Here is a 21,995-nt window from a genome sequence, read left to right on the forward strand (position 1 = left end):
CCTTTAAAATCAGCCGTGCAACATATACTGACGAAATCACTATATTCGTTTTGCTATATAAACGAAATACATTGTATGAGATCTATCGTTATCGCACTGGCACTGTTGACCGTGCCGTTGTTTTTGTGTGCTCAAAAGAATGACAAACTACCGCGCCTATTCGGTGAAGCCCTTGTTCTGGATACTTCCTCTACCGTTATGATTCCTACGCGCTACAATGCAGAGCTGCTATCCTCCAATAAAATAGCGCTATGGAATGACTTTTACGCCAACGTGGTTTTTTATGACCTGCATACTGACAGCTACCGGAAGCTCTTCGAGAGCGATACTTTCATCAGGCCGTTTACCAAAGAGAGGACACAGTATAGCCGCTATGAAAACGAAAAACCCGGCTTGCAGAACATGAGTAAGCAGTGGTTGTTTTACTTTGTGAAGGCAGGCGACTATAACAACAGTGGTAGAATTGACAGCGATGACCCTGCCGTTTTATTTGTTTCAGACAAAACCGGTCAACAGCTCAAAGCCCTGACCCCCGAAAATGAGAATGCCGTCTCGATGGAGATCTTTGACAAACAGGGGTATGCGCTTGTCAAAATGCAGCGGGACAGCGACAGGAATAAGCGTTTCGATGCCAAAGACAAAGATCACTATTACATCAGGCTTGACCTGAACACACTTACTTTCGGAAAGAAAATCGAGATAAACTGATAAGAGCAGAATGGCCACAAGCGCCATGCTTTTGTTTTGCGAAGGCCGCCGAAAACTTTAATTTTGTGAATTAACACGAAGAGATATGAGCAAAGCAAACTGGGTAACAGTTAAAGAATACGAGGACATCACCTACAAGAAATGCAATGGCGTGGCCCGCATTGCCTTTAACCGGCCGAACGTACGTAATGCCTTCCGCCCGAAAACGGTGGGCGAACTGTTTGAGGCTTTTTTGGACGCCCGTGAAGACACCTCGATTGGGGTGGTGTTATTCTCCGCCGAGGGGCCTTCTACCAAGGACGGGGTATACTCTTTCTGCAGCGGTGGCGACCAGAACGCCCGTGGCCACCAGGGTTATGTAGACGAGGCAGGTATGCCGCGCCTGAACATTCTGGAAGTGCAGCGCCTGATCCGCTTTATGCCGAAGGTCGTGATTGCCGTGGTACCGGGCTGGGCCGTGGGTGGCGGACACTCGCTGCACGTGGTATGCGACCTGACGCTGGCCAGCAAAGAGCACGCAATCTTCAAGCAAACCGATGCCGACGTGACCAGCTTCGATGGTGGTTACGGTTCGGCTTACCTGGCCAAGATGGTGGGTCAGAAACGTGCCCGTGAGATCTTCTTCCTGGGCCGCAACTACTCAGCACAGGACGCCTACGACATGGGTATGGTGAACGCTGTGGTTCCACATGCCGAACTGGAAGACACCGCTTATGAGTGGGCGCAGGAGATCCTGGCCAAGTCCCCTACATCGATCAAAATGCTCAAGTTCGCCTTCAACCTGACCGACGACGGCATGGTGGGCCAGCAAGTGTTTGCCGGCGAAGCCACCCGCCTCGCCTACATGACCGACGAAGCCAAAGAGGGTCGCAATGCCTTCCTGGAGAAGCGTAAGCCTGACTTCTCGGACATCAAGTGGATTCCGTAAGGTATAGCTCATAGGTATAGAATCGACAAAGCCGTTCCAAATGGAGCGGCTTTTTTTATTGAATTTTACCTTGGCCCTTCTCCATGTAAGGCTGCCAGTTAACGATCAGTACCTTCTCGTCGGGCAGCAGCAGGTAGCCGTAGTCGTAGCAGAAGTGGTAGGTGTTGCTCTGCTTGGTGCGGTAGAGGTGGGTGAAGTGCCGGAAGTCGAAGCCGGCCATTTGCAGCACCTCCCGCCTGAGGGTGGTTTTGCCCTCGGGGCTGTGGCGCTGCAGCACAAAGCGGTTGTGGCGCAGTTTGGAGTTAATCTCCTTCATCAGGCGTTCGCCCGCGTTCTGGGTCTTTCGGCTGTTTTTGGCTATCGACCTGCACTGGTCGCTGCAGTAGCGCTTGTCGATTCTGCCTGTGAGTTTTGCTTTACAGTTTTCACATGTTCTCTCCTGCATACATTGTTCGTTTTTATTGGGCTATACCCGGGTAAAACCGGTTTAACCGGGTATAGCCGGACTTATCCGGGTATTTTACGACTGTCTTTGATTTAGGTGCTTATTTGCGGTTGAAAAATCTATGCATGATGCAATACCCATCTAATCAGCCTGTTATTTACCTGAACGCCCTGGAGCATGAAGGCGTCAAATACATCCGCCTGTGGCACAAGCCCAACCCTTTCATAGTCAAGCGGCTGAAGGAGGCTGGCTGGATCAAGTACAGCAAGACCTACAAGTGCTTTGTGATGCACCACCGGCCACAGAGCCTGGAAATGACCTTCACGCACTTTCAGGGACTGGCGAAAGTGAGCACACAGTACCTCTACCGGCCCAAGAGGCTCAAACCCAGCAAGCTGGTGCCTGTACTGGCCGCAGGGCAGCAGGGCGAGCCGCTCCAAAAGCTGCCCGACATGCCGGTGGTGAAGCTGCAGCCGATGCTGGTGGAGGAAAACGAAACCGTCATAAGCGTTACCTTCCGCCACAGCCAGCAGGTATACGAGACACTCAAGTACAGCAGGCTGGCCACCTGGCAGCGGGAGCCCAAGTGCTTCGCCATACCTGAGGGCGGGCAGTACATACAGGCCCTGGCTGAGGAACTGGAGGGCGTGGGCTGGCTGTGGCTGAGCCAGGAGCTGGTGGTGCGGGACGTGGTGCTGCTGCGCCGGCTCTGGGAGCAGACCTACAGCAAAGGCGCAGACTATATTACCTGCCCGATCGACTACCTGGAGAAGCTCTTTCTCCTCAACTACTCCATGAACACGATCCGCACCTACCACTCGCTGCTGCTGCGCTTCCTCAACAGCCACCAAGACAAGGGCCTGGAGCAGGTGAATGTCTTTACAGAGGAGGACATCAACCACTACCACCGGCAGATGGTGCAGGCCGGGGCCTACTCCTGCTCTTTCATCAACCAGTCAATCAATGCCGTCAAGTTCTACTTCCAGCGGGTGCTCGGTCGCCACGAGGTGCAGCTGGGCAATGTGGAGCGCCCGGAGAAGCCCGACAGGCTGCCCACCGTGCTCAGCAAGGAGGAGGTGAAGAAAATACTCACGGCCACCGACAACCTCAAGCACCGCTGCATGCTGCAGCTGCTCTACGCGGGCGGGCTTCGTATCGGCGAGGTAATCAACCTGAAGCTCACCGACGTGAAGTCTGACCGCAATCTCGTGTTGATTCGGGGCGGCAAGGGCAAGAAGGATCGCACCACCGTGCTCTCGCAGAAGCTGCTGGAGAGCCTGAGGGCTTATTACAGGGAGTACAAACCGAAAGAATGGCTTTTTGAGGGGCAGTTCGGGGGGCAGTACACGGCAGACAGCCTGCGCAACGTGTTTCAGGCCTGCCGCAAAAAGGCAGGTGTGAAGACCAACGCCACCCCGCACACGCTCAGGCACTCTTTCGCCACACATTTGCTGGAGCAGGGCACGGATCTTAGGTACATCCAGACCCTGCTCGGGCACAGAAGCAGCAAGACCACGGAGGTGTACACCCATGTGACCACCTACGCACTGGATAAAATCGTGAGCCCGCTTGACAATCTGTAGAAAAGAACTATATTAGTGTTGCGCTATGAAGAAGATGGAAAAGAAGGACTGCTTTGAGTATAGAGTTAGTGAAAAGGATGCTAAATCAACTCCACACATAGTGCAGATAGTAGGAGTAGGTACTCCTGCTAGCAGATAGTTGGCGGTAACTTTAACTATAGAAAAAATTAAAGGGAAAGTTTCTTAAATGGGATGGACAGTAATTTTAGAAGACTACAGGGGAAATGAAATAAAGAAGCTCTCCAAAGAGTTTACACCTACTTCATTTGCTCATCTTGAATCTGAAAAGTTCAAGACTCTAAGGTATATTGACCCTTATGACGATACCACATTCAACTCCATCATGTGCAAGGAGTTAGTTTATGACCTTGAAGAACTGTGGAAGGACGAGTCAGCAGATGTAAGAAAACAGATAGAAGAGATACTTGAGTTAACATCTGCATGTATGGACGAGCCCCATACCTATGTGAAATTCTATGGCGATTAAGAATAGCTTCCGCCAACAATGTACACAAGTTACTCTCGGCTTCGCCTCAATCACCTTATGTACCAGCCGTTACGGGAAATAAGGAATCATAAGAAAGAATATTTTTTTATAGATTATAGTAACTTTTAAGTTACATTTACTGTTGAAAATACAGCAGATGGAGAAAATCAGAGAAATCATTGCTTACAAAAACTACTTTGAAGATTTCTTGAAGGAGCAGCCCGTTAAGGTGCAGGACAAGATATTCAAGATTTTGGAAGCGATAGAAACACTTGAGCGAGTGCCTCAGAATTACCTGAAGCACTTGACAGGCACAGACGGATTATATGAAGCACGTGTACAACTTGCTTCGAACATTTGGCGGGTGTTCTGTTTTTTCGACGAAGGCAAGCTGGTCATCTTGCTGAACGGCTTTCAAAAGAAAACACAAAAGACACCAAAGAAAGAAATTGACAAGGCACTACAATTAATGGCTGAATATTATGAAGGGAAAAGATAAAGAAAGAGAAGTTAGCTCTTGGGCAGACATCAAGAACAGAGTATACGGGGTGAAGGGAACTGAGAGACGGGATAACCTTGACAGGGAGTTTGAATCTTTTAAAATTGGACTTGAATTGAAAAAGGCCCGTGAAGCCAGGCACCTTACCCAGCAGGAATTAGGGGAAATCATTGACAAGAAAAGAACCTACATATCCAGAGTTGAAAATGACGGGAGTAATCTGACACTCAAAACCTTATTCGATATTGTTGAGAAAGGCTTGGGTGGAAAAGTTAAAATCTCAATTGAGCTTTAAAAGAAGAATTACTACCCCGTAACCCGGTGCAGCCGAAGCCCTTTGCTATGCTAAGGGCTTCGGCTGCACAACCCGGTTACAGGTAATTTTATAGAAAAGCTTTACGTGTAAATGTAAGATTTACAATGAATCAGGATTTAACATCATACTATAAGGAAAGGGCAAAAGAATACGACAGGGTCTATCTGATTCCTGAAGAGCAGAATGACTTGGTTAAAGCGACAGAGATATTTCAAAAACTGTTTTTAAGAAAGAAAGTTCTGGAAATTGCTTGCGGCACAGGTTATTGGACAGAACAAATAGCAAAATCTGCTACATCAGTATTTGCGACAGATGTCAACGAAAGCGTTATTGAGATTGCAAGAAGCAGGAATTTATCCAAAAACATAGTTTTTGAAGTGGCAGACATGTATTCTCTGATACCAGAGGCCAAATATGACGGACTGTTTGGTGGTTTTATATGGAGTCATATCCTGCTTCAGGATCTTGATAATTTTCTTCAAAGAATCACGGGTTTTTTAAAACCAAACGCGACAGTTGCATTCATAGACAGCAAACAAGTGGAAGGCAGTAGCCACAGCATGAAGAGTATAACTAAGACAGATGAACAAGGCAATACATACCAGACGAGAAGCCTTGAGAATGGCTCGACCCATTTAGTTTTAAAGAATTTTCCCTCACAAGAATTCCTTTTTCAGAAACTGAAAAGTTTTTCAAAAAGCATTGACTATATTGACTTAGAGCATTATTGGATTGTGTGTTATAAATTGGATCACCAGGGATTGTAAAAAGCTGCCTGTAACCACAGCTTTACATTAGCTGCGCTACGGCAAAGCTCAATCCGTTAGTATCTACCTCACCCATCAACTACACGGATACTCTGGGTTTCTAAAGAAGCAACGCAACTACTGACACCCCATGGAAAACGAAAAAGCATTTGTAAGGCATTTCTTTCAGGCAGGGGTTCCTCAATCTGAGAAACTGGATAGCATTGCCCAGCACTTTCACGAGAAGCTGATTGACAAGCATGCGCATCTCCTGAGCGAAGGAAAAATCAGTCAGGAATACTTGCTGCTCGAAAGTGGTTTTATGCGTGCCTATTCACTCGATACAGAAGGCAACGAAGTGACCACCGCCTTCTATGGGGCGGGGCAGCCTGTGTTTGATGGGGCTTCTTTTTTTATGCGCATGCCTGCCAAAGAGAGTATTCAGGCCCTTGCTCCTTGCCGCGGCTGGGTTATTTCTTTTGAAGACCTGAACAAGCTCTTTCATAGCATACCGGAGTTCAGAGAAGTCGGCAGGGGGATCTTAGTCAAAGGGTATGCCTCCCTCAAACTGCGCATGCAATCCATGATTACGGAGACGGCTGAAACGCGCTATGCCATGCTGCTGCAGTCGAACCCCGAAATATTCAGGCAGGCCCCTCTCAAACACATTGCCTCTTACCTGGGCATCACCGACAGCTCGCTAAGCCGCATCCGGCGAGAAATAAGCAAGCAGCATAAGTAAAATTTTTTCCTGCCTGCAGCACTTCTTGCCAAATGGCAAGTGTATTGGCAGGCCTGTGCGTTTTCTTTGAATCGTTAATAATTAAACGCAGAGCATCATGGAAACATTACCGTTTTACATCTACAGCACCTTTGTACCGACGGTACTTGCTGCCACTTACTTTTTCTCAAAAGCCTCGCATACCCGCTGGCTCTTTTACGTCCTGCTCAGTTGGATGGCACTGACAGGTGCACTGGCATGGAGTGGCTTCTTTGCGGTGACAGATACTTTGCCTCCCCGCTTTCTGGTAGCCGTGTTGCCCCCGCTACTGGGTCTTATTGCTGTTTTTTGTTCACCTAAGGGTAGAGCCTGGCTCGACGCATTTAACCTGAAGACGCTTACGCTCCTGCAGGTCATGCGCATACCAGTGGAGCTGGTCTTGCTCTGGCTCTTCCTGCACCAGCTCACACCCGAACTCATGACCTTTCAGGGAAGGAACCTGGATATTATTTCCGGCATCACAGCCCCGCTGGTATACTACCTGACTTTCGTGAGAAACAAGTGGCGCCCCGAGCTGCTGACAGTCTGGAACATAGTCGCACTTGGCCTGTTGGTCTTCACGGTAAGCAATGGCGTACTCTCTGCCCCCTCCCCTTTTCAGCAGTTTGCCTTCGATCAACCCAATGTGGCCGTGCTCCTCTTTCCTTATATCTGGCTGCCGGCAGTGGTAGTGCCCATCGCTTATTCCGCCCATATTATCTCCATCAGACAACTGTGGAAGGCATTTAGTAGGAATAGGAAATTTATATATAATTTAGGGTCAGTTAAGTAAATCTAAAAGCCACCTCATGCACCCACAAGTAAACGACTACATCAACACCTCCGAAAAACATAAGGAAACCCTTGAGGCACTACGCCAGCTCGTGCACGACACTGTTCCGGGCGTGACCGAAGAGTTTAAGTGGAGCCGCCCCGTTTTCCGATCTGACAAAGACTTTGCTTACCTCAAAACTGCCAAGGCCTACGTGACGCTGGGCTTCTTCCAGTTCGATAAACTCAACGACCCGAAGGGCCTGCTGGAAGGAACCGGCAAAGACATGCGCCACATTAAGATCAAAAGCGTGCAGGACATCGATCGCGGCCTCCTGACGGAGTGGTTTAATGCCGCAGCGGTATAGCCACACCAATCTGCTCACGTATACCCGCCTATGAAAACCGAGAAAGAGAAAATGCTGGCAGGAGAATTGTACGACCCGCTGGACAAGCAGATTTCGGACGAGCGCCTGCAGACGCGCCTGCTCCTGAAAGAACTCAACGACAGCCGTGAAGACCAGGTAGAAGAGCGAAGACGTACCCTGAAAGCACTTATCCCAAACGCCGGGGAAGGCCTTTGGCTGCAGCCACCCTTCTACTGCGACTATGGCTACAACATGATCGTGGGTGAAAGAGTGTTCTTTAACTTCAACTGCGTGGTGCTTGATGTAATGGAGGTGCGTATTGGCAGTCGCACCCTCTTCGGCCCTAATGTGCAGGTATACACCGCCACCCATCCCATGAATTACCGGGAACGAGCCTCCGGTGTGGAGTATGCCAAACCCATCAGCATCGGTGAAGACGTATGGATTGGCGGCAGCGCCGTAATCTGCCCCGGCGTATCGATCGGTGACCGCAGCGTGATAGGTGCAGGAAGTGTGGTGACTAAAGACATACCTGCCGATGTGTTTGCAGCGGGTAATCCGTGCAAAGTAATCCGTGAGTTAGAAAAGGGTTAAGCTCTGTCCTGCTGGCACAAACCAGCCGCCAGCCTATGCAGGTATCAAGTTCATTAAACAAAAAAGCCGGGCTAATCGCCCGGCTTTTTCCGTATCACAACCGTCTGGAATTAGTTGTTGATTTTGATATCTACTTTTTTCGTTTTAAGTGAACCCCCTTCAGGGCCCAGCTCAATGGACGTCCCCTTTTCCTGTTCTACAACTACTTTTGTTGCTGGCACGGGAGCTGGCTTTTCTACTTCAACAACTTTTACTGTTTCTTTTTCTACAACTTTTACTTGTTCTTCTTGTGGTTGATTATTACAGCCAAATGTGAACGTCAGTGCAAGCGCACTCAATAAATAAATGAATTTCATATAATGAAAGTCTGGAACTGGTGATGGCAAACAAAAATGGCTATTTCTTCAAAATCCTGTTGATTTACTGAAAAGCACTTTCTTACCTAATAACATGTACGTGCTCTAAATGAAAATAGCTAAGTAATATCAATATATATAAATTACAACATAACAAGGCGCCTTATAGCATCCTTCCCATCTCCCGGATTTAATAAATCAAAGGGCCTCTCCGTTTCCGAAGAGGCCCTTTTCAATTTATAACTTCAAAAGTCTTTTGTCCTTTGTCAAAAAATCATTTATCAAGAAACTACACCAGTATTCTCACCGGATTCTCGAGCAGGTTCTTGAAGGTCTGCAGGAAGGCAGAACCAACAGCGCCGTCTACTACACGGTGATCGCAAGATAGCGTAACTTTCATCACGTTACCAATCTTGATCTGTCCGTCACGTACAACCGGAGTCTGCTTGATGCCACCCACGGCCATGATGCAGGCATCCGGCGGGTTGATGATGGCAGTAAACTCTTCGATGCCGAACATACCCAGGTTCGAGATGGTGAAGGTGTTACCTTCCCAGTCAGATGGCTGCAGCTTCTTGCTCTTCGCCTTGCCACCCAGGTCTTTCACTTCAGCGGCGATAGTTGACAGCGACTTGTAGTCGGCGTTGCGTACCACTGGTACCAGCAGGCCTTCCTCTACTGCCACAGCTACACCAATGTTGATGTGCTTGTTGTAACGGATCTTGTCGCCCAGCCAGGATGAGTTTACAGCAGGGTGCTGACGAAGCGCCGCAGCGGCAGCTTTGATCACCAGGTCGTTGAACGATACTTTCACCGGAGACACCTCGTTGATCGATACACGGGCTTCCATTGCCTTGTCCATGTCAATTTCCATGGTCAGGTAGAAGTGCGGTGCCGTGAACTTGCTCTCAGCCAGACGACGGGCAATCACTTTGCGCATCTGTGACACGTTCACCTCTTCGTAAGAATCAGCCGGAGCGCCAGGTATAGCCTGCGCAGCCGGAGCGGCGGCAGGAGCCTTGGCAGCTTCTTTCTGTGGCGCAGCGGCAGATGGCGTGAAGTTCTCCACGTCGCGCAGCACGATGCGTCCACCCTCACCTGTACCTTTGATCTGGCTCAGGTTGAAGCCTTTTTCTTTGGCTACTTTCTTAGCAAGCGGAGAAGCCTTGATACGACCGTTTCCTTCAGCGGCTACCTGCTCTGTTTCGCCGGCAGGCACTTTCGTATCCTGTACTTTATCTTCCGTAGTTTCTTCAGTACGGGCTTCTATGTTTTCGTCAGACTTGGCGTTCTCTTCGCGGGAGCGCTCTTCTACGCCACCTTCTGCATCGAGCAGGGCCTGATAGTCAGCACCTTTCTCACCGATGATGGCGATAATGGCATCGATCGCTACAGAATCACCTTCGTTAACGCCTGTATAAAGCAGCGTGCCGTCTTCGTATGACTCCAGCTCCATGGTCGCCTTGTCGGTCTCCACTTCAGCCAGTACGTCGCCAGCGCTCACCTTGTCTCCTACTTTCTTCAGCCACGATACCAGCACACCTTCCGTCATAGTGTCGCTCATCTTCGGCATGCGGATCACATTGGCCTTGATGCTGGACGTATCCACGGAGGTTTTAGCGGCAGGAGCTTCAGCCTTGGCAGGAGCGGCTTCTTTTTTCTCTTCTTTCTTCTCGGCCTTCGGCTCTTCCTTGGCTGCAGGCTTCTCACCGTTTCCGGCACCGCTCAGCAGGTCAGAGATATCTTCGCCTTCTTTGCCGATGATTGCTATTACAGCATCAACAGGTACAGAATCGCCCTTCTGCGGACCAATGTGCAACAGGGTGCCATCTTCGTATGATTCCAGTTCCATGGTTGCCTTATCGGTTTCCACCTCGGCCAGTATATCGCCAGCGCTAACCTTGTCACCTACTTTCTTAAGCCAAGATGCAATCACCCCCTCCGTCATCGTGTCGCTCATCTTAGGCATTCGTATCACTTCAGCCATAATTTATCGTCTTGTTTGTTCGCCTATTTCGTCTAATCAATAAGTCCCAAAATTAGACCTAAAAATATTTTATTCAAACTATACTTTCTATTTTGTTCAGGAGCTTAAATTATACCTGTACATCCTGCAAATGGGCCACGTCACAGTACTTCTTCACAGTGAACATACTGCCTGTGAAGTCGAGCTGGTAGAGGCACAGGTTCTGGTGCTCGAACTGATCCATACAACGCAACGGGTAGCGCAGCAGCTGGCTCAGCAAGATGCGCATGGCACGGCCGTGCATGCAGATCAGCACGTTTTCCTCTTCCGGTCTGCTCAGGATCAGGTCCACTACGGGCTTCTGCCGGGCGGCCACCAGATCAGGGCTCTCCCCTCCTTCTATGCACATGTTCGTCTCGCCTTCATTCCAGGTCTGCAGCATGCGGTGGTAGTAGGCATCCTCCTCGGGCGTGATGCGGGTGCCTTCGCGGGTGCCCCAGTTGATCTCGTTGAGACCGGCGTGGCGCTCGTGCGGTATACCTTTATCAATGAAGCTCTGCACCGACTGTACAGCGCGCTGCAGCGTGGAGGTATAAACCTTGTCAAACGGAATGTGCTGGTACTGCTGGAAAAAAGCAGCCGCCTGTCTAAGGCCCAGCTCGTTGAGCGACGCATCCACGCCGCTGCCTTGCACAATGCCCTGCAGGTTAAAATCGGTCTGCCCGTGGCGGATCAGGTATATTTTCTTAATACTCAAAATTGTTCTTAATTTTGCCTCTTTACAGATACGAGAATGCGAAGTTAGCATTCAAAGCCAATACAAAATGGATTCTACGTTAGAAAAGCTGCAGGAGTGGAGTAAAAACACGATGGTGGAGCACCTCGGCATCGAATTAACCTCTTATAAGGATGGCGTTCTGATTGCGAAGATGCCGGTTGACCGCCGCACCCACCAACCGATGGGTCTGCTGCACGGCGGCGCCTCTGTGGCTTTGGCTGAAACGCTGGGCAGCATCGGAGCCGCTCTTTCGGTGGATCTGAGCCAGAAAGCCTGCGTCGGTCTGGAGATAAATGCCAATCACATCCGGAGCGTGCGTGAAGGTTGGGTATATGGCGAGGCCAAAGCCCTGCACCAGGGCCGCAGCACGCAGGTATGGGAAATAAAGATCACCTCCGAAACTGGCAATCTGGTATGTCTCAGCCGCATGACCGTAGCCGTAATTGATAAGAAATAAAAGATGGAGCAGGCAGCTGGTATGAGAGAGGAAAATACGCAAAGTTATACCCTGGAACAGGTACTATCGGCGGCGCTCGTGCAGCAGCAGGCGATTGCCGTTTGGCGACTGCCTTTGCAGACCGAAGTGCAGGCCTGCATCTCTTTTGATACGCAAACTACCTCCGCTATACCTGAGCTGGAGCCTAGTCCGGTAGGTTTTCTCTTCTGTCCTTTTGTGACAGATGGAGCTGAGGGACATATTTTCCTGAAAGCCGACATCCGCTACAGCTCGCTCAACAGGCAGCTCAGCACCGCTCCTGATGCCCCTGCTAAGCAGGTTGATCAGTTCCTGGAAGCGATCCGGGAAATCCATCATCGCATGCCTGCCGCATGGCCTGTACCTGATGATTCTGCACGCCCCTCCGAACGCAACGAGGAAACCTTTAAAGCTGCCGTGAGTCTGGCTGTTGATGTGATCCGGGCGGAGGCAATGGAAAAAGTAGTGCTCTCCCGAAGCAGCACCTCTCACCTTCCCGAGGCCTTCAGCCTGCACAAGGCCTTTGAGAAAATGGCTTCGGCCTATCCTAATGCTTTCGTGTCGCTGGTGGCTATACCTGGTGTGGGCACCTGGCTGGGCGCCTCGCCGGAAATACTCGTGAGCGTGGACCAGCAACAGCTGTTCAAAACGGTGGCACTAGCCGGTACACAACCCCTTTGCGAAGACGGCTCTACGGCCAATGCCATCTGGAGGCAAAAGGAAATTGAAGAGCAGGGCATGGTGGAGCGCTACATTCTGAGCTGTTTCAAAAAACTGCGTCTGCGCGAATATACCGAAGTGGGTCCTCGCACGGTGATTGCCGGCAACCTGATGCACCTGCGCACCGACTTCAAAGTAGACCTGAAGGAAGTGGACTTCCCCACCCTCGGCACCGATATGCTGCGCTTGCTGCACCCTACTTCCGCCGTTTGCGGACTTCCCAAAGAACCGGCCTTACGCTTCATCCTGAACCACGAAGGCTACGACCGCAGCTACTACAGCGGCTTTTTAGGACCTGTGAACAGTGATGCAGGCACGCACCTTTTCGTGAACCTGCGCTGCATGCAGCTATTACAGCACGAGGCCGTATTATATGCGGGAGCCGGCATAACCGGCGAGTCCTCCCCCGAAAAGGAGTGGCAGGAAACAGAGCATAAACTCCAGACGATGTTTAAAATTCTTGCTGAATTTTAAACATCGTCTGGAGTTTGAATGAGTGAATGAGTGAATGAGTGAGTGAGTTTTTGATTTAGCGAGTTGTGAATGAGTGGTTGCGTGATTATTTATATCTGAATTATTAATGTATAATTGAATATTATAGCCTAATCAAAACTCCACTGAAGACCTACTTAAACACGATCAAACAACTTAACCATTCAACAATTTAACAATTCACCCATCCTCTTAATCACTAAATCAAAAATGATAAAAGCGCCTGTTGCCAATATAGCTGAGATATGTGCCCGCAAGGGGGTGGAAAATGTGGTGTTGTCGCCGGGGTCGCGCTGTGCGCCGCTGACGATCGCATTTGCCCGTCACCCGAAGCTGACGGTGCGCACGGTGAGTGACGAACGGGCAGCGGCCTTTATTGCACTGGGTATGGCGCAGACAACAGGCAGACCGACGGTACTCATTTGCACTTCAGGTACAGCAGCCTTGAATTACGCTCCGGCTGTGGCAGAGGCTTTTTTTCTGCAGGTGCCGCTGCTAGTCCTTACCGCCGACCGTCCGCCGGAGTGGATCGACCAGCTAGACGGACAGACCATCCGCCAGCAACAGGTATACGGACAGCACATTAAGCGCAGTTTTGATTTTCCGGTGGCCCTGGAGCACCCTGATGCGGTATGGCACACGGAACGCATGGTGTCGGAGGCGCTGAACGAAGCGGTCGCCTTCCCTGCTGGTCCAGTGCACATCAATGTGCCGCTGCGGGAGCCTTTTTATCCGGCTGAAGGCGAGAAAATAGAGTTTGACGAGCAGGTAAAAGTGATTGAAGAAGATCACAACGCCTTTGATCTGAACCCGATGCAGGCCCTCAGGCTGGAGCAGGAACTGCTATATTTTAAGCGGGTGCTGATCGTAGCCGGCCAGGGAAACCAGGACCCGAAGCTGTTGCATGCCCTCCAGACGTTTATGAGCTCCACAGGCGCCGTAGCAGTAGGCGATATCATCAGCAACACACAGCAACTAGCAGGCGTAGTGCGCCATCACGATGCGGTACTGGCCTGTCCTGATCCGGAGAAAATGCAGGCCCTGCAGCCGGATTTACTCATCACCTTTGGCAAGTCTATCATCTCTAAAAGCCTGAAGCTATACCTGCGCCAGTACAAGCCCAGGGCGCACTGGCACATACAACCAGCCGGTCAAGTGGCCGATACTTTCCAGTCGCTCACCAAGATCATCCGCTGCACCCCGGGCAGCTTTTTCCGCAGCATGGCCGGCAGCACCCGCGAAGACGCAGGCTATATCAAATCATGGGCAGGTATAGAGGTCAAGGCTACTCAGTTCCTGAAGGATTTTACCCAAACAGCTCCCTACAGTGAATTAACTGCCATCAGCCGCGTGCTAAACAGTCTGCCACAGCAGAGCAATCTGCACCTGGCCAACAGCATGGCGGTGCGCTATGCCAACATACTGGCCCTTCAGCCGGAGCAGGAAGTACAGGTATATGCCAATCGCGGCACCAGCGGCATTGACGGCAGCACCAGCACCACCGTCGGCTGTGCCCTCAGCAGCAAGCGCATCACCACGCTCCTCACTGGCGACATGGCTTTCTTCTACGACCGCAACGGTCTCTGGCACAATTACCTGCCAGCCAATTTGCGCATCATCATCATCAACAACCACGCTGGCGGCATCTTCAGACTGATCGACGGTCCGCGACGACAGCCGGAACTGGAGGAGTTCTTCGAAACAAGGCAACAACTCGACGCCCGCAATACCGCGCAGGATTTTGGTCTGGGCTATACAGCTTGTGCTTCGCTGGAGGAATTGGAGCAGGCACTCCCTGCATTTTTTGCTCCCAATGTCGGAGCAGGTATACTGGAGATCTTCACCGACAGCAAAGCAAACGCAGCAGAGTTTGCCGCCTATAAGCAGGCGCTGCTGAAGGCTTTGTAGGGTATGGCTTGTCTGAATCTTTATATAGGGCCCCTACCCCAAGGATTTACAGGATTAAAGGACTTTCAGGATTCTCTCGGAGCCGGGTCCAACCACCACTGCCCCTCAGAGCTACGCTCGAACTCTCGTTCTCCGTAGTCCAATGAGGGGAACCCTTGAATACTGCCACTCTTTGGGGGTACTGATCTGTAAATTCTGTCTTTCGTGCTCTAGTCAAATGAAACGACCCTACTACCCTCGAGAGCAGGGTCGTTTCATTTTATTTTTGTCATCCTGAATGGATCTTGGTAGCCAGTAGCATCGGCTTAACCTCCCTTCAACCAAGTTTCTTTACAGAATGACAGTAGGGTTTGAACGTGTATACTAAGGATGAAACGACCCTGCTCTAGAGAGGGGAGTTTCTGCTTCAACCTCTCCATAGGTATAAGTATTGTAGGTGCAGGTGCAGCTGCAGCTCGCTCCCTTGGCAGGTGTAACAAGACATCCTTGCCCCTGCAACTACGAAGCAAATCACCTTGCCAGGTGCACCAACTGACAACCCACTGTTCGAGCGTTCAGCGAGTGGGGGTAGGGGCCCTCGATTTGGGGAGTCTTGATTTTTTTGCTTACTGGGGGTAGGGGCCCTCTATTTTTTTATCAAGAAAAAAAGTGAGTGCCCGCCGCACAGGCGAAGCTATAAGACAGTATAGTTTGCTACACCTGCAAAACCGTAATTCGCTAGTTACAAACTGCCGCCATGTGCCACCACAAGTTGCGCTAACGCTAAACTTGCGGTATGAAAAAGAAATAGTAAACTCGCTGGACCTATAGCTATACCTATACCTGACAAGGGGGCCAGAGGCTCCACCATATTAGACACGAGCGTGGACGCTCGCGCCATAGGAATTTGCCAGCCAGGGCAAGCTATACAGCAATACCAGTCGTTATACCTGCAATCACCCCCAGCTATACCCACTCCCCCGGCTAGGCAGGCGAAAACCCCAACCATACGATATATCCCTTATTACATTGTCCGTTTCACGGTATAATTCGTTTAAATAATTGTATACAAATTTCTTAAACCTAAAATCATACAGCCATGAACTTAACGCAAGACATGCACCGGATCGAGCACTGGGCAGATGCACACCATCCGGTTTGGGTAGACTTCGTGCGCATGGCGCTGGGTATCTTTTTATTCGTGAAAGGAGTCATGTTTATTCAGGATACGGCAGCTCTGCAGAGCATCATGCGCAACAGCCAGTTTCAGTGGGTGTCGTTCGGGATGGCTCATTATGTGGCCTTTGCGCACCTGGTAGGCGGGTTGCTTATCGCCATGGGCCTGATTACACGCATCGCTATTCTCTTCCAGCTTCCTATTCTGCTGGGTGCTGTGTTTTTTATCAATCCGCAGCGGGGCTTTTACTCCGAGAACACTGAACTCTGGTCATCTCTTATTGTCCTGATCCTGCTCATAGTTTTTCTGGTTTTGGGCTCTGGCCGTTTATCGGTAGACAACCTGATTCGCCGACCGGAAAGGGATGTGCTTTATTAAGCCTTCAAGACTGGCCCTGAGGCAATCCTGACCATTGCAGACGCTTCCACAAAATGCAAGCTCTAAGTGAAGCGAAGTCCGGCAGCCTGAAATCATTTTACGATGAGCTCCCGCTATCCTTTCTGAGGAGAGTGGGAGCACTTTATCTTTACACCCCCCTGCAAAAAAGCAGGTGCCTAAACAAATGGTGCCTTTAGCAAAATTATACCTGGCCTTATTTAGGTCTTATACCTGAATATCGTAATTTTGGGCAAAATTTAGGGCGGCTATACCTTAGAAGAAAGTATTGGGAATAGCCGGGCAGCACCCTGGCTGCGTATGGTACAAACAACACAAACGAGCTGAGGCTATACCTGTCAGGCTCCTCAAATAAAACGATTAAACATGCGGCGAGGCAGCCCAAAGGCTTTCCTTGCTTGTAATACTGAGACACTCCATGACGCAAAGGTTCCTGACCCTGAACGGTAACAAGTTTTATTACGACGAGATAGCGGCCTACTCTTTTCGCAACAGCGTACCGCTCAATGGCTACGAAGCTAAAACCCTCGAATTTTGTCGTGACTGGCTCAATGGTGTGCAGGAATTTCCGATCCACACTTCCGGCTCAACGGGTACGCCTAAGCTGATCACTCTCTCCCGCCTGCAAATGGAGATCAGCGCACGCCGCACTGTTAGGTTACTCGGTCTGAAAGCCGGTGAGCATATGCTCGTGTGCCTCAACACAGAGTACATAGCCGGCATGATGATGCTGGTGCGCGGGCTGCTGACAGATATGCAAATGACCATCGTGGAGCCTGTCGGAAACCCGCTTACGCTTGCTCCTGTTGACGAAGTGTATCATTTCGCCTCTTTTGTGCCGATGCAGTTGCAGACGATTCTGCAGGAAAATAGTGGTGCTACGGAGCGGCTTGACAAAATGAAGGCCATCCTGGTAGGAGGCGCTCCGGTAAACTTTTCACTGCAACGTGAGCTACAGCAACTGCAGGTACCGGTATACCACACCTATGGCATGACTGAGACCGCCTCGCACATTGCCCTGCGCCTGCTCAACGGACCTGATGCTGCCGATTATTATGAAACCCTTGAGGGGGTTACCATCGGGCAGGACAACCGGGGCTGCCTGACCATCACGGCTGATCTGACTGAAAACGAAACGCTGGTGACCAATGATATTGTGGAGATCCTGACTCCTACCCGCTTCCGCTGGATTGGACGTGCCGACAATACCATTAATACGGGTGGTGTGAAAGTGCAGACCGAAGTGGTGGAGGTAGCCGTGTCAGAAGCTTTGGCAGAACTGGAGCAGGCGCCGCGCTTCTTTGTGGCCTCACAACCCGACGAACTGCTGGGTGAGAAAGTGATTCTGGTGCTGGAAGGCAAACAGCTGGCAGATGAGGATGAGCAGCGGGTAATGGATAAAATGCGAAGCATTTTGCGCAAGTTTGAAATGCCAAAAGACATTTACTACAGTCCTGCCTTCTCTGAAACACCTACCGGTAAGGTGTCTCGTTTGCGCACCATGCAGAAGCTCGGACTCGAGACAGATTAAAACAGGCAGGGCGCTATCGCGTAGTAGGGTAAAACAACAGACCTGACTATGCGACCATTATCTTTCCTTAGCCTCATCATACTGACCGCACTTACCCTGCAAGGCTGCAGCGGCGGACTCTTTTCATCAAGAGCCCCTGTGACACTGACCGAAGCATGGGCCACTGACAACACCCTGCGCACACCGGAGTCGGTGGTATTCGACCGTGAGCGCAACGTCCTCTATGTCTCCAATATCAACCAGGTCAGCAAAGACCGGAAAGACGGCGATGGCTTCATCTCACGCCTCAACCCGAATGGCGATGTAGACCAACTGTACTGGGTATCGGGCCTGAACGACCCCAAGGGCTTAGCGCTGCACAACAATATACTCTATGTGGCCGATATGGACGAGATCATCGCCATCGCCACGCAAACAGGTGCCATACTTGCACGCCATAAGGCTGACAAAGCCCAGATGCTCAACGACGTGACAGTTGACAATGCCGGCAATGTATACGTGTCGGATTCTCAGCGTGGCGCCATCTACCTGTTCCGCAATGGTCGCGTGAGCCAGTGGCTCGATACAAAGCGCGAACGTCCCAATGGCTTGTTGTATGACAACAACCGACTAATCGTGGCCTCCCACAACACCGGCAAGGTTCGCTTCCTGGATATCGAGCGGCAAGACTTCACAGACTGGACCGACAAGATTCCGTCGGCAGATGGGATAACCCGGGTAGGCACAGATGGCACACTGGTATCGAACTGGAACGGAGAGATTTACTACGTCGACATCAATGGCCGGAACTGGAAAATACTTGACACCAAGAACAAAAAAATCAACGCCGCAGATATTTTCTATTCTGAAGAGCAGGGCCTGCTTTACGTACCTACTTTCTATGACAACCGCGTAGTGGCTTACCGGGTAGCCTTCTAAAAAAATTGCACTGTTTTTTTTAGAAATATCCTAAGCCTGCTAAAATCTGGCTCAGATTATGCATATATCGCCGTATACGTAATCTGTACTGGATATAATTATGAAGATGAAACAAACGTATTTGCTGGCCGGCGCAGTGCTACTGGCTGGTTATAGCGCCATGGCGCAGGATAGCTCAACGCAGCTTCCACCCGCAGAGCAGAAACAACTCAAAGTTGCTAAATCTGACACCCTCGCCCGCATGGAAACACTGTCGGGCATCTTTCTGAACCCCACTAAGAAAGGCACATTTGTGCTGGACTTCAACCAGGTGCTAACTGAAAACGCACGGCTGGAAGTGAAAAACAAAGCTGGTAAAATAGTCTATAAGAAGCCTGTCAGCGTAGCCAAAAAAGAAACCGCCTGGCGCTTTGACCTGGGCAAGCTAAGACCAGACACGTACCAGGTAGAAGTAATAACCCCCGACACGACCTATTGGACAAAGTTCAAGATCGGTAAATAAGGCAAGTTGAGGAGTTTGAGAGTTTTGGAGTTGAGAATTAGTATGGAATTAAATTTGAATCAGTTTTTGCGAATTTTTCCCTCTTAACCTCTTTAACTCTTAAATTCACAAACTCCTCAACTCAATTATATCTGACTCCATTGCTGTACCACATGGTATAGCAGCGAAGCGCCCAGTTTTGCCGTTCGGTTATCGATATCCAGTGCCGGATTCAGCTCCACTACATCCAAGGCCAGCATTTTGCCGCTGCCGATGATCTCCTGCAGCAAAATCAGCGCAATTTCCGGGTGAATACCCAGCGCAGCAGGTGCACTCACGCCCGGCGCATAAGCCGCCGCAAACACATCCAGATCAATGCTGACGTAGAGCACATCCACCATGCCTATAAACTGCTGTAGTTTCTCCCGTAGCTGCTCGTAATTGTATACCTGCATGGCGGGTGCAAACACGTAATCAGCGCCATAGTCTTTGGCCGTGCTGAAGAGCTTTTGGGTATTGCCGTACTGCTGTATACCGAGACACAGGTAATTGAACTCCCGGTTATCGGCCAGCAGGTCGTCAGCTATCTGCAGAAAAGGAGAGCCCGAGCTGGACTGCTTTTCATAGCTGCGCAGGTCGAAGTGAGCGTCGAAGTTAATAATACCAAGCTGTTTATCCTGCGGCAGTAACTGTTTTATACCCAAATAATGTCCATAGGCTGTTTCGTGTCCACCGCCCAGTACAATGGTCTTGTAGGTATGGGCAAGCAGGGCGTGTACCTTTTTGCCCAGCTGTTTCTGCGCCTCCTCCAGGTTCTGGTTGGTGCAGTACACATCACCTGCATCAAACAGGGCAGTATCATCTTCCAGATGCCATGCAAAGGAAGCCATGGCCTGCCGAAGCGCCACCGGTCCCTGCACCGCCCCTTCCCTGCCCTGGTTGCGCCGAACTCCTTCGTCGCAGCAAAAGCCCAGGAAAGCGATTGCCTGATCTGCATTGGCAGAAGCTGTTTCCTCGGTCAGGTTGAGGAGCTCTATTCCCTGGTGCCAGCGCTTGCCTTCCGCTCCGTCAGTAGCGTCTACTCTGCCTTTCCAGGTGCCGGGTGCTGTGGGTTTGTACATGTATTTAATTGCTGATGGTTAAATCGTTGATTGTTGTTCGGGGAGTGATTGTTACACACTTGTAACATAAACAGCCGCTACATCTCCCGCCCCCGCTTCCATACCTGCGTTGGCTTCAGTTTGCCTTGCAGGTAGAGGATTTCTCTGTAATTATCAGTCGGGAAGGCGATCATGTCGGCTAGCTTGCCTTTCTCAAGGGTGCCACGGTCAGACAGGTTCAGGGCTTTTGCGGCGCGAACGGTGATGCCAGCCAGCGTTTCGGCACAGGTCAGTTTCTCAGCGGCTCCGATCAGTGCAGCCTGCAACAACAAGTCACCCATCGGCGCAGAACCCGGATTCCAGTCAGTCGCGATAGCCACACAAAGACCGCCGTCGAGCATTTTGCGGGCCGGAGCGTAGTGCATACCTAAGCCTAAAGATGCGCCGGGCAGTACCGTGGCTACCACGCCAGCGGCTCGCATCAGTCCTATTTCCTCCTCTCCACTAGCTTCAAGATGGTCAGCGCTCAGGGCTCCGACTTCGGCGGCAATCCTGCTACCTCCCGTGCTGAACTGGTCAGCATGCACGGTAATATCAAAGCCCATGTCCTTCGCTGCCAGCAGGTACTCCAGCGAATCCTCTTCGTTGAAGGCGGTATCCTCGATAAAAATATCCACCCGGTTCGCCAAGCCCTGCTCTTTGATCTGCGGCAGAAGTTCGGTCACCACTTCCTGCAGGTATAGCCGCGAGTCGGTGTGCTCCGGCGGACGCATGTGGGCGGCCAGACAGGTAGGTACAAGCTCCAGCGCATGGTGCTTGTTAACCAGCTGAATTGCCTCCAGCATTTTTAGTTCTTCTTCTGTGGTCAGGCCATACCCGCTTTTAACTTCGCAGGTCGTCACCCCCTCGTGCAGGTGGCGGTCGCAGCGCTTCCTGAGCAAGTCCACCAGCTCCACCACGGTGGCCTCACGGGTTCTGCGCACGCTGTCGAGTATACCGCCTCCGCTGCGGGCGATCTCCAGGTATGATTTTCCGGCCACCCGCATGGCATAGTCGTTTGCTCTTGAACCTGCAAAGCAAATATGGGTATGGGAGTCGATCAGACCCGGCAACAGCACCATGGGCTGGTCAATTTTGTGCAGCAGGTACTTCTTGTCAGCAGCAATTTGCAGCAGCTTGTCGTAATGGCCTACTTGTGTGATCTGCCCCTCGTACACCAGTACGCCGGCATTTTCCAGCACCTGCAGCTGTTCGTCAGCGATGGGGCCCGACTCCGGCAAATCAGCCATCGTGAGTACCTGGCTAAATGGGCCGATTAAAATATGTGAAGTTTCTACTTTCATAGTTTTATGGATTGCTGTTTATGGGTAAACGGCTATTCAGAGTGACTGTCATCTCAAACACGCCCGAGACGAAAGTCGAAAGGCGCACGTGCAGTCAGGAGAAATCCGGATCTCGTGCACACGTTCTCCAGATTTCTCACTAGCAATCTAAAAGACGGTATAGCCATTTG

Annotated in this window: 24 protein-coding genes; 18 read left to right on the plus strand and 6 right to left on the minus strand. The window is 50.7% G+C overall.

All coding sequences use genetic code 11. From position 1 onward, the window contains the following. The first annotated feature begins 75 nt into the window (after window positions 1-75). Window positions 76-708, plus strand: a complete 633-nt coding sequence (locus tag AC5FXQ_RS05980; RefSeq protein WP_493601582.1) for a hypothetical protein — start codon at window positions 76-78, stop codon at window positions 706-708. An 85-nt stretch (window positions 709-793) separates the two neighbouring features. Further along, on the plus strand, window positions 794-1,636 hold the full coding sequence (locus AC5FXQ_RS05985) for a 1,4-dihydroxy-2-naphthoyl-CoA synthase (RefSeq protein WP_493601583.1): 843 nt from the start codon (window positions 794-796) through the stop codon (window positions 1,634-1,636). A gap of 55 nt (window positions 1,637-1,691) precedes the next feature. Here AC5FXQ_RS05985 and AC5FXQ_RS05990 read toward each other — a convergent pair whose 3' ends face one another. Then, complete coding sequence (locus AC5FXQ_RS05990; RefSeq protein ID WP_493601584.1) at window positions 1,692-2,081, minus strand: hypothetical protein; 390 nt, start codon at window positions 2,079-2,081, stop codon at window positions 1,692-1,694. 125 nt (window positions 2,082-2,206) lie between these two features. On the opposite strand from AC5FXQ_RS05990, the gene AC5FXQ_RS05995 reads away from it, so the two are divergent. The 9 genes from AC5FXQ_RS05995 (at window position 2,207) to AC5FXQ_RS06035 (ending at window position 8,205) form a co-directional block, all read left to right on the plus strand. Next, complete coding sequence (locus tag AC5FXQ_RS05995; RefSeq protein WP_493601585.1) at window positions 2,207-3,664, plus strand: tyrosine-type recombinase/integrase; 1,458 nt, start codon at window positions 2,207-2,209, stop codon at window positions 3,662-3,664. 187 nt (window positions 3,665-3,851) lie between these two features. Continuing rightward, entirely contained in the window at window positions 3,852-4,151 is a 300-nt protein-coding gene (locus AC5FXQ_RS06000; RefSeq protein WP_493601586.1) for a hypothetical protein, read from the plus strand. A gap of 157 nt (window positions 4,152-4,308) precedes the next feature. After that, window positions 4,309-4,650 (plus strand): type II toxin-antitoxin system RelE/ParE family toxin, encoded by a 342-nt coding sequence (locus AC5FXQ_RS06005; RefSeq protein ID WP_219877471.1) that lies wholly within the window; start codon window positions 4,309-4,311, stop codon window positions 4,648-4,650. Beyond that, window positions 4,634-4,945, plus strand: coding sequence for a helix-turn-helix domain-containing protein (locus AC5FXQ_RS06010; RefSeq protein WP_116545156.1), 312 nt, complete (start codon window positions 4,634-4,636; stop codon window positions 4,943-4,945). Before AC5FXQ_RS06005 ends, AC5FXQ_RS06010 begins: the two co-directional genes overlap by 17 nt. Before the next feature lie 125 nt (window positions 4,946-5,070). Beyond that, a complete protein-coding gene (locus AC5FXQ_RS06015) occupies window positions 5,071-5,733 on the plus strand; it encodes a class I SAM-dependent methyltransferase (protein WP_493601587.1) in 663 nt (220 codons plus the stop codon). A gap of 130 nt (window positions 5,734-5,863) precedes the next feature. Then, on the plus strand, window positions 5,864-6,454 hold the full coding sequence (locus AC5FXQ_RS06020) for a Crp/Fnr family transcriptional regulator (RefSeq protein WP_493601588.1): 591 nt from the start codon (window positions 5,864-5,866) through the stop codon (window positions 6,452-6,454). 97 nt (window positions 6,455-6,551) lie between these two features. Beyond that, window positions 6,552-7,265 (plus strand): DUF8737 domain-containing protein, encoded by a 714-nt coding sequence (locus tag AC5FXQ_RS06025; RefSeq protein ID WP_493601589.1) that lies wholly within the window; start codon window positions 6,552-6,554, stop codon window positions 7,263-7,265. 16 nt (window positions 7,266-7,281) lie between these two features. Further along, window positions 7,282-7,611 carry a DUF1801 domain-containing protein gene (locus AC5FXQ_RS06030; protein WP_493601590.1) on the plus strand — a complete coding sequence of 110 codons (330 nt, stop codon included), beginning with the start codon at window positions 7,282-7,284 and terminating at the stop codon, window positions 7,609-7,611. A 30-nt stretch (window positions 7,612-7,641) separates the two neighbouring features. After that, a complete protein-coding gene (locus AC5FXQ_RS06035) occupies window positions 7,642-8,205 on the plus strand; it encodes a sugar O-acetyltransferase (protein ID WP_493601591.1) in 564 nt (187 codons plus the stop codon). 110 nt (window positions 8,206-8,315) lie between these two features. Here AC5FXQ_RS06035 and AC5FXQ_RS06040 read toward each other — a convergent pair whose 3' ends face one another. From AC5FXQ_RS06040 to AC5FXQ_RS06050, 3 genes are all read right to left on the minus strand, one after another. Beyond that, on the minus strand, window positions 8,316-8,561 hold the full coding sequence (locus tag AC5FXQ_RS06040; protein ID WP_493601592.1) for a hypothetical protein: 246 nt from the start codon (window positions 8,559-8,561) through the stop codon (window positions 8,316-8,318). Between the two features lie 289 nt (window positions 8,562-8,850). Continuing rightward, window positions 8,851-10,548, minus strand: a complete 1,698-nt coding sequence (locus AC5FXQ_RS06045) for a pyruvate dehydrogenase complex dihydrolipoamide acetyltransferase (RefSeq protein ID WP_493601593.1) — start codon at window positions 10,546-10,548, stop codon at window positions 8,851-8,853. 109 nt (window positions 10,549-10,657) lie between these two features. Next, complete coding sequence (locus tag AC5FXQ_RS06050; protein ID WP_493601594.1) at window positions 10,658-11,284, minus strand: histidine phosphatase family protein; 627 nt, start codon at window positions 11,282-11,284, stop codon at window positions 10,658-10,660. A 67-nt stretch (window positions 11,285-11,351) separates the two neighbouring features. Here AC5FXQ_RS06050 and AC5FXQ_RS06055 point away from each other — a divergent pair, with 67 nt between their 5' ends. The 7 genes from AC5FXQ_RS06055 to AC5FXQ_RS06085 all read left to right on the plus strand — a co-directional run bounded on the left by AC5FXQ_RS06055 (window position 11,352) and on the right by AC5FXQ_RS06085 (window position 19,403). After that, complete coding sequence (locus AC5FXQ_RS06055) at window positions 11,352-11,762, plus strand: hotdog fold thioesterase (RefSeq protein ID WP_493601595.1); 411 nt, start codon at window positions 11,352-11,354, stop codon at window positions 11,760-11,762. Window positions 11,763-11,765: 3 nt separating this feature from the next. Further along, entirely contained in the window at window positions 11,766-12,974 is a 1,209-nt protein-coding gene (locus AC5FXQ_RS06060) for an isochorismate synthase (RefSeq protein ID WP_493601596.1), read from the plus strand. Between the two features lie 228 nt (window positions 12,975-13,202). Next, the gene (menD, locus tag AC5FXQ_RS06065; RefSeq protein WP_493601597.1) at window positions 13,203-14,900 is read left to right on the plus strand and encodes a 2-succinyl-5-enolpyruvyl-6-hydroxy-3-cyclohexene-1-carboxylic-acid synthase; all 1,698 of its coding nucleotides are present in this window, start codon (window positions 13,203-13,205) and stop codon (window positions 14,898-14,900) included. A gap of 1,078 nt (window positions 14,901-15,978) precedes the next feature. Continuing rightward, window positions 15,979-16,434 carry a DoxX family protein gene (locus AC5FXQ_RS06070; protein WP_493601598.1) on the plus strand — a complete coding sequence of 152 codons (456 nt, stop codon included), beginning with the start codon at window positions 15,979-15,981 and terminating at the stop codon, window positions 16,432-16,434. 436 nt (window positions 16,435-16,870) lie between these two features. Next, window positions 16,871-17,983 (plus strand): AMP-binding protein, encoded by a 1,113-nt coding sequence (locus AC5FXQ_RS06075; protein ID WP_493601599.1) that lies wholly within the window; start codon window positions 16,871-16,873, stop codon window positions 17,981-17,983. Between the two features lie 48 nt (window positions 17,984-18,031). Next, window positions 18,032-18,901, plus strand: a complete 870-nt coding sequence (locus AC5FXQ_RS06080) for an SMP-30/gluconolactonase/LRE family protein (protein ID WP_493601600.1) — start codon at window positions 18,032-18,034, stop codon at window positions 18,899-18,901. Window positions 18,902-19,001: 100 nt separating this feature from the next. Next, window positions 19,002-19,403, plus strand: coding sequence for a hypothetical protein (locus AC5FXQ_RS06085; protein WP_493601601.1), 402 nt, complete (start codon window positions 19,002-19,004; stop codon window positions 19,401-19,403). Window positions 19,404-19,528: 125 nt separating this feature from the next. Here the strand turns inward: AC5FXQ_RS06085 and hutG are convergent, their stop codons facing one another. Next, window positions 19,529-20,503 (minus strand): formimidoylglutamase, encoded by a 975-nt coding sequence (gene hutG / locus AC5FXQ_RS06090; RefSeq protein WP_493601602.1) that lies wholly within the window; start codon window positions 20,501-20,503, stop codon window positions 19,529-19,531. A gap of 77 nt (window positions 20,504-20,580) precedes the next feature. Continuing rightward, window positions 20,581-21,825: an imidazolonepropionase gene (gene hutI / locus AC5FXQ_RS06095; protein ID WP_493601603.1), complete on the minus strand. Its 1,245-nt coding sequence runs from the start codon at window positions 21,823-21,825 to the stop codon at window positions 20,581-20,583. Window positions 21,826-21,995: the final 170 nt, after the last annotated feature.

Source organism: Pontibacter sp. LHS1 (assembly GCF_058932855.1).

Bases quoted from the DNA above. Each gene is read 5' to 3' on its own strand.
- AC5FXQ_RS05980 (WP_493601582.1), top strand. From the start codon at position 76: ATGAGATCTATCGTTATCGCACTGGCACTGTTGACCGTGCCGTTGTTT.
- AC5FXQ_RS05985 (WP_493601583.1), top strand. From the start codon at position 794: ATGAGCAAAGCAAACTGGGTAACAGTTAAAGAATACGAGGACATCACC.
- AC5FXQ_RS05990 (WP_493601584.1), bottom strand. From the start codon at position 2,081: ATGCAGGAGAGAACATGTGAAAACTGTAAAGCAAAACTCACAGGCAGA.
- AC5FXQ_RS05995 (WP_493601585.1), top strand. From the start codon at position 2,207: ATGATGCAATACCCATCTAATCAGCCTGTTATTTACCTGAACGCCCTG.
- AC5FXQ_RS06000 (WP_493601586.1), top strand. From the start codon at position 3,852: ATGGGATGGACAGTAATTTTAGAAGACTACAGGGGAAATGAAATAAAG.
- AC5FXQ_RS06005 (WP_219877471.1), top strand. From the start codon at position 4,309: ATGGAGAAAATCAGAGAAATCATTGCTTACAAAAACTACTTTGAAGAT.
- AC5FXQ_RS06010 (WP_116545156.1), top strand. From the start codon at position 4,634: ATGAAGGGAAAAGATAAAGAAAGAGAAGTTAGCTCTTGGGCAGACATC.
- AC5FXQ_RS06015 (WP_493601587.1), top strand. From the start codon at position 5,071: ATGAATCAGGATTTAACATCATACTATAAGGAAAGGGCAAAAGAATAC.
- AC5FXQ_RS06020 (WP_493601588.1), top strand. From the start codon at position 5,864: ATGGAAAACGAAAAAGCATTTGTAAGGCATTTCTTTCAGGCAGGGGTT.
- AC5FXQ_RS06025 (WP_493601589.1), top strand. From the start codon at position 6,552: ATGGAAACATTACCGTTTTACATCTACAGCACCTTTGTACCGACGGTA.
- AC5FXQ_RS06030 (WP_493601590.1), top strand. From the start codon at position 7,282: ATGCACCCACAAGTAAACGACTACATCAACACCTCCGAAAAACATAAG.
- AC5FXQ_RS06035 (WP_493601591.1), top strand. From the start codon at position 7,642: ATGAAAACCGAGAAAGAGAAAATGCTGGCAGGAGAATTGTACGACCCG.
- AC5FXQ_RS06040 (WP_493601592.1), bottom strand. From the start codon at position 8,561: ATGAAATTCATTTATTTATTGAGTGCGCTTGCACTGACGTTCACATTT.
- AC5FXQ_RS06045 (WP_493601593.1), bottom strand. From the start codon at position 10,548: ATGGCTGAAGTGATACGAATGCCTAAGATGAGCGACACGATGACGGAG.
- AC5FXQ_RS06055 (WP_493601595.1), top strand. From the start codon at position 11,352: ATGGATTCTACGTTAGAAAAGCTGCAGGAGTGGAGTAAAAACACGATG.
- AC5FXQ_RS06060 (WP_493601596.1), top strand. From the start codon at position 11,766: ATGGAGCAGGCAGCTGGTATGAGAGAGGAAAATACGCAAAGTTATACC.
- menD (WP_493601597.1), top strand. From the start codon at position 13,203: ATGATAAAAGCGCCTGTTGCCAATATAGCTGAGATATGTGCCCGCAAG.
- AC5FXQ_RS06070 (WP_493601598.1), top strand. From the start codon at position 15,979: ATGAACTTAACGCAAGACATGCACCGGATCGAGCACTGGGCAGATGCA.
- AC5FXQ_RS06075 (WP_493601599.1), top strand. From the start codon at position 16,871: ATGACGCAAAGGTTCCTGACCCTGAACGGTAACAAGTTTTATTACGAC.
- AC5FXQ_RS06080 (WP_493601600.1), top strand. From the start codon at position 18,032: ATGCGACCATTATCTTTCCTTAGCCTCATCATACTGACCGCACTTACC.
- AC5FXQ_RS06085 (WP_493601601.1), top strand. From the start codon at position 19,002: ATGAAGATGAAACAAACGTATTTGCTGGCCGGCGCAGTGCTACTGGCT.
- hutG (WP_493601602.1), bottom strand. From the start codon at position 20,503: ATGTACAAACCCACAGCACCCGGCACCTGGAAAGGCAGAGTAGACGCT.
- hutI (WP_493601603.1), bottom strand. From the start codon at position 21,825: ATGAAAGTAGAAACTTCACATATTTTAATCGGCCCATTTAGCCAGGTA.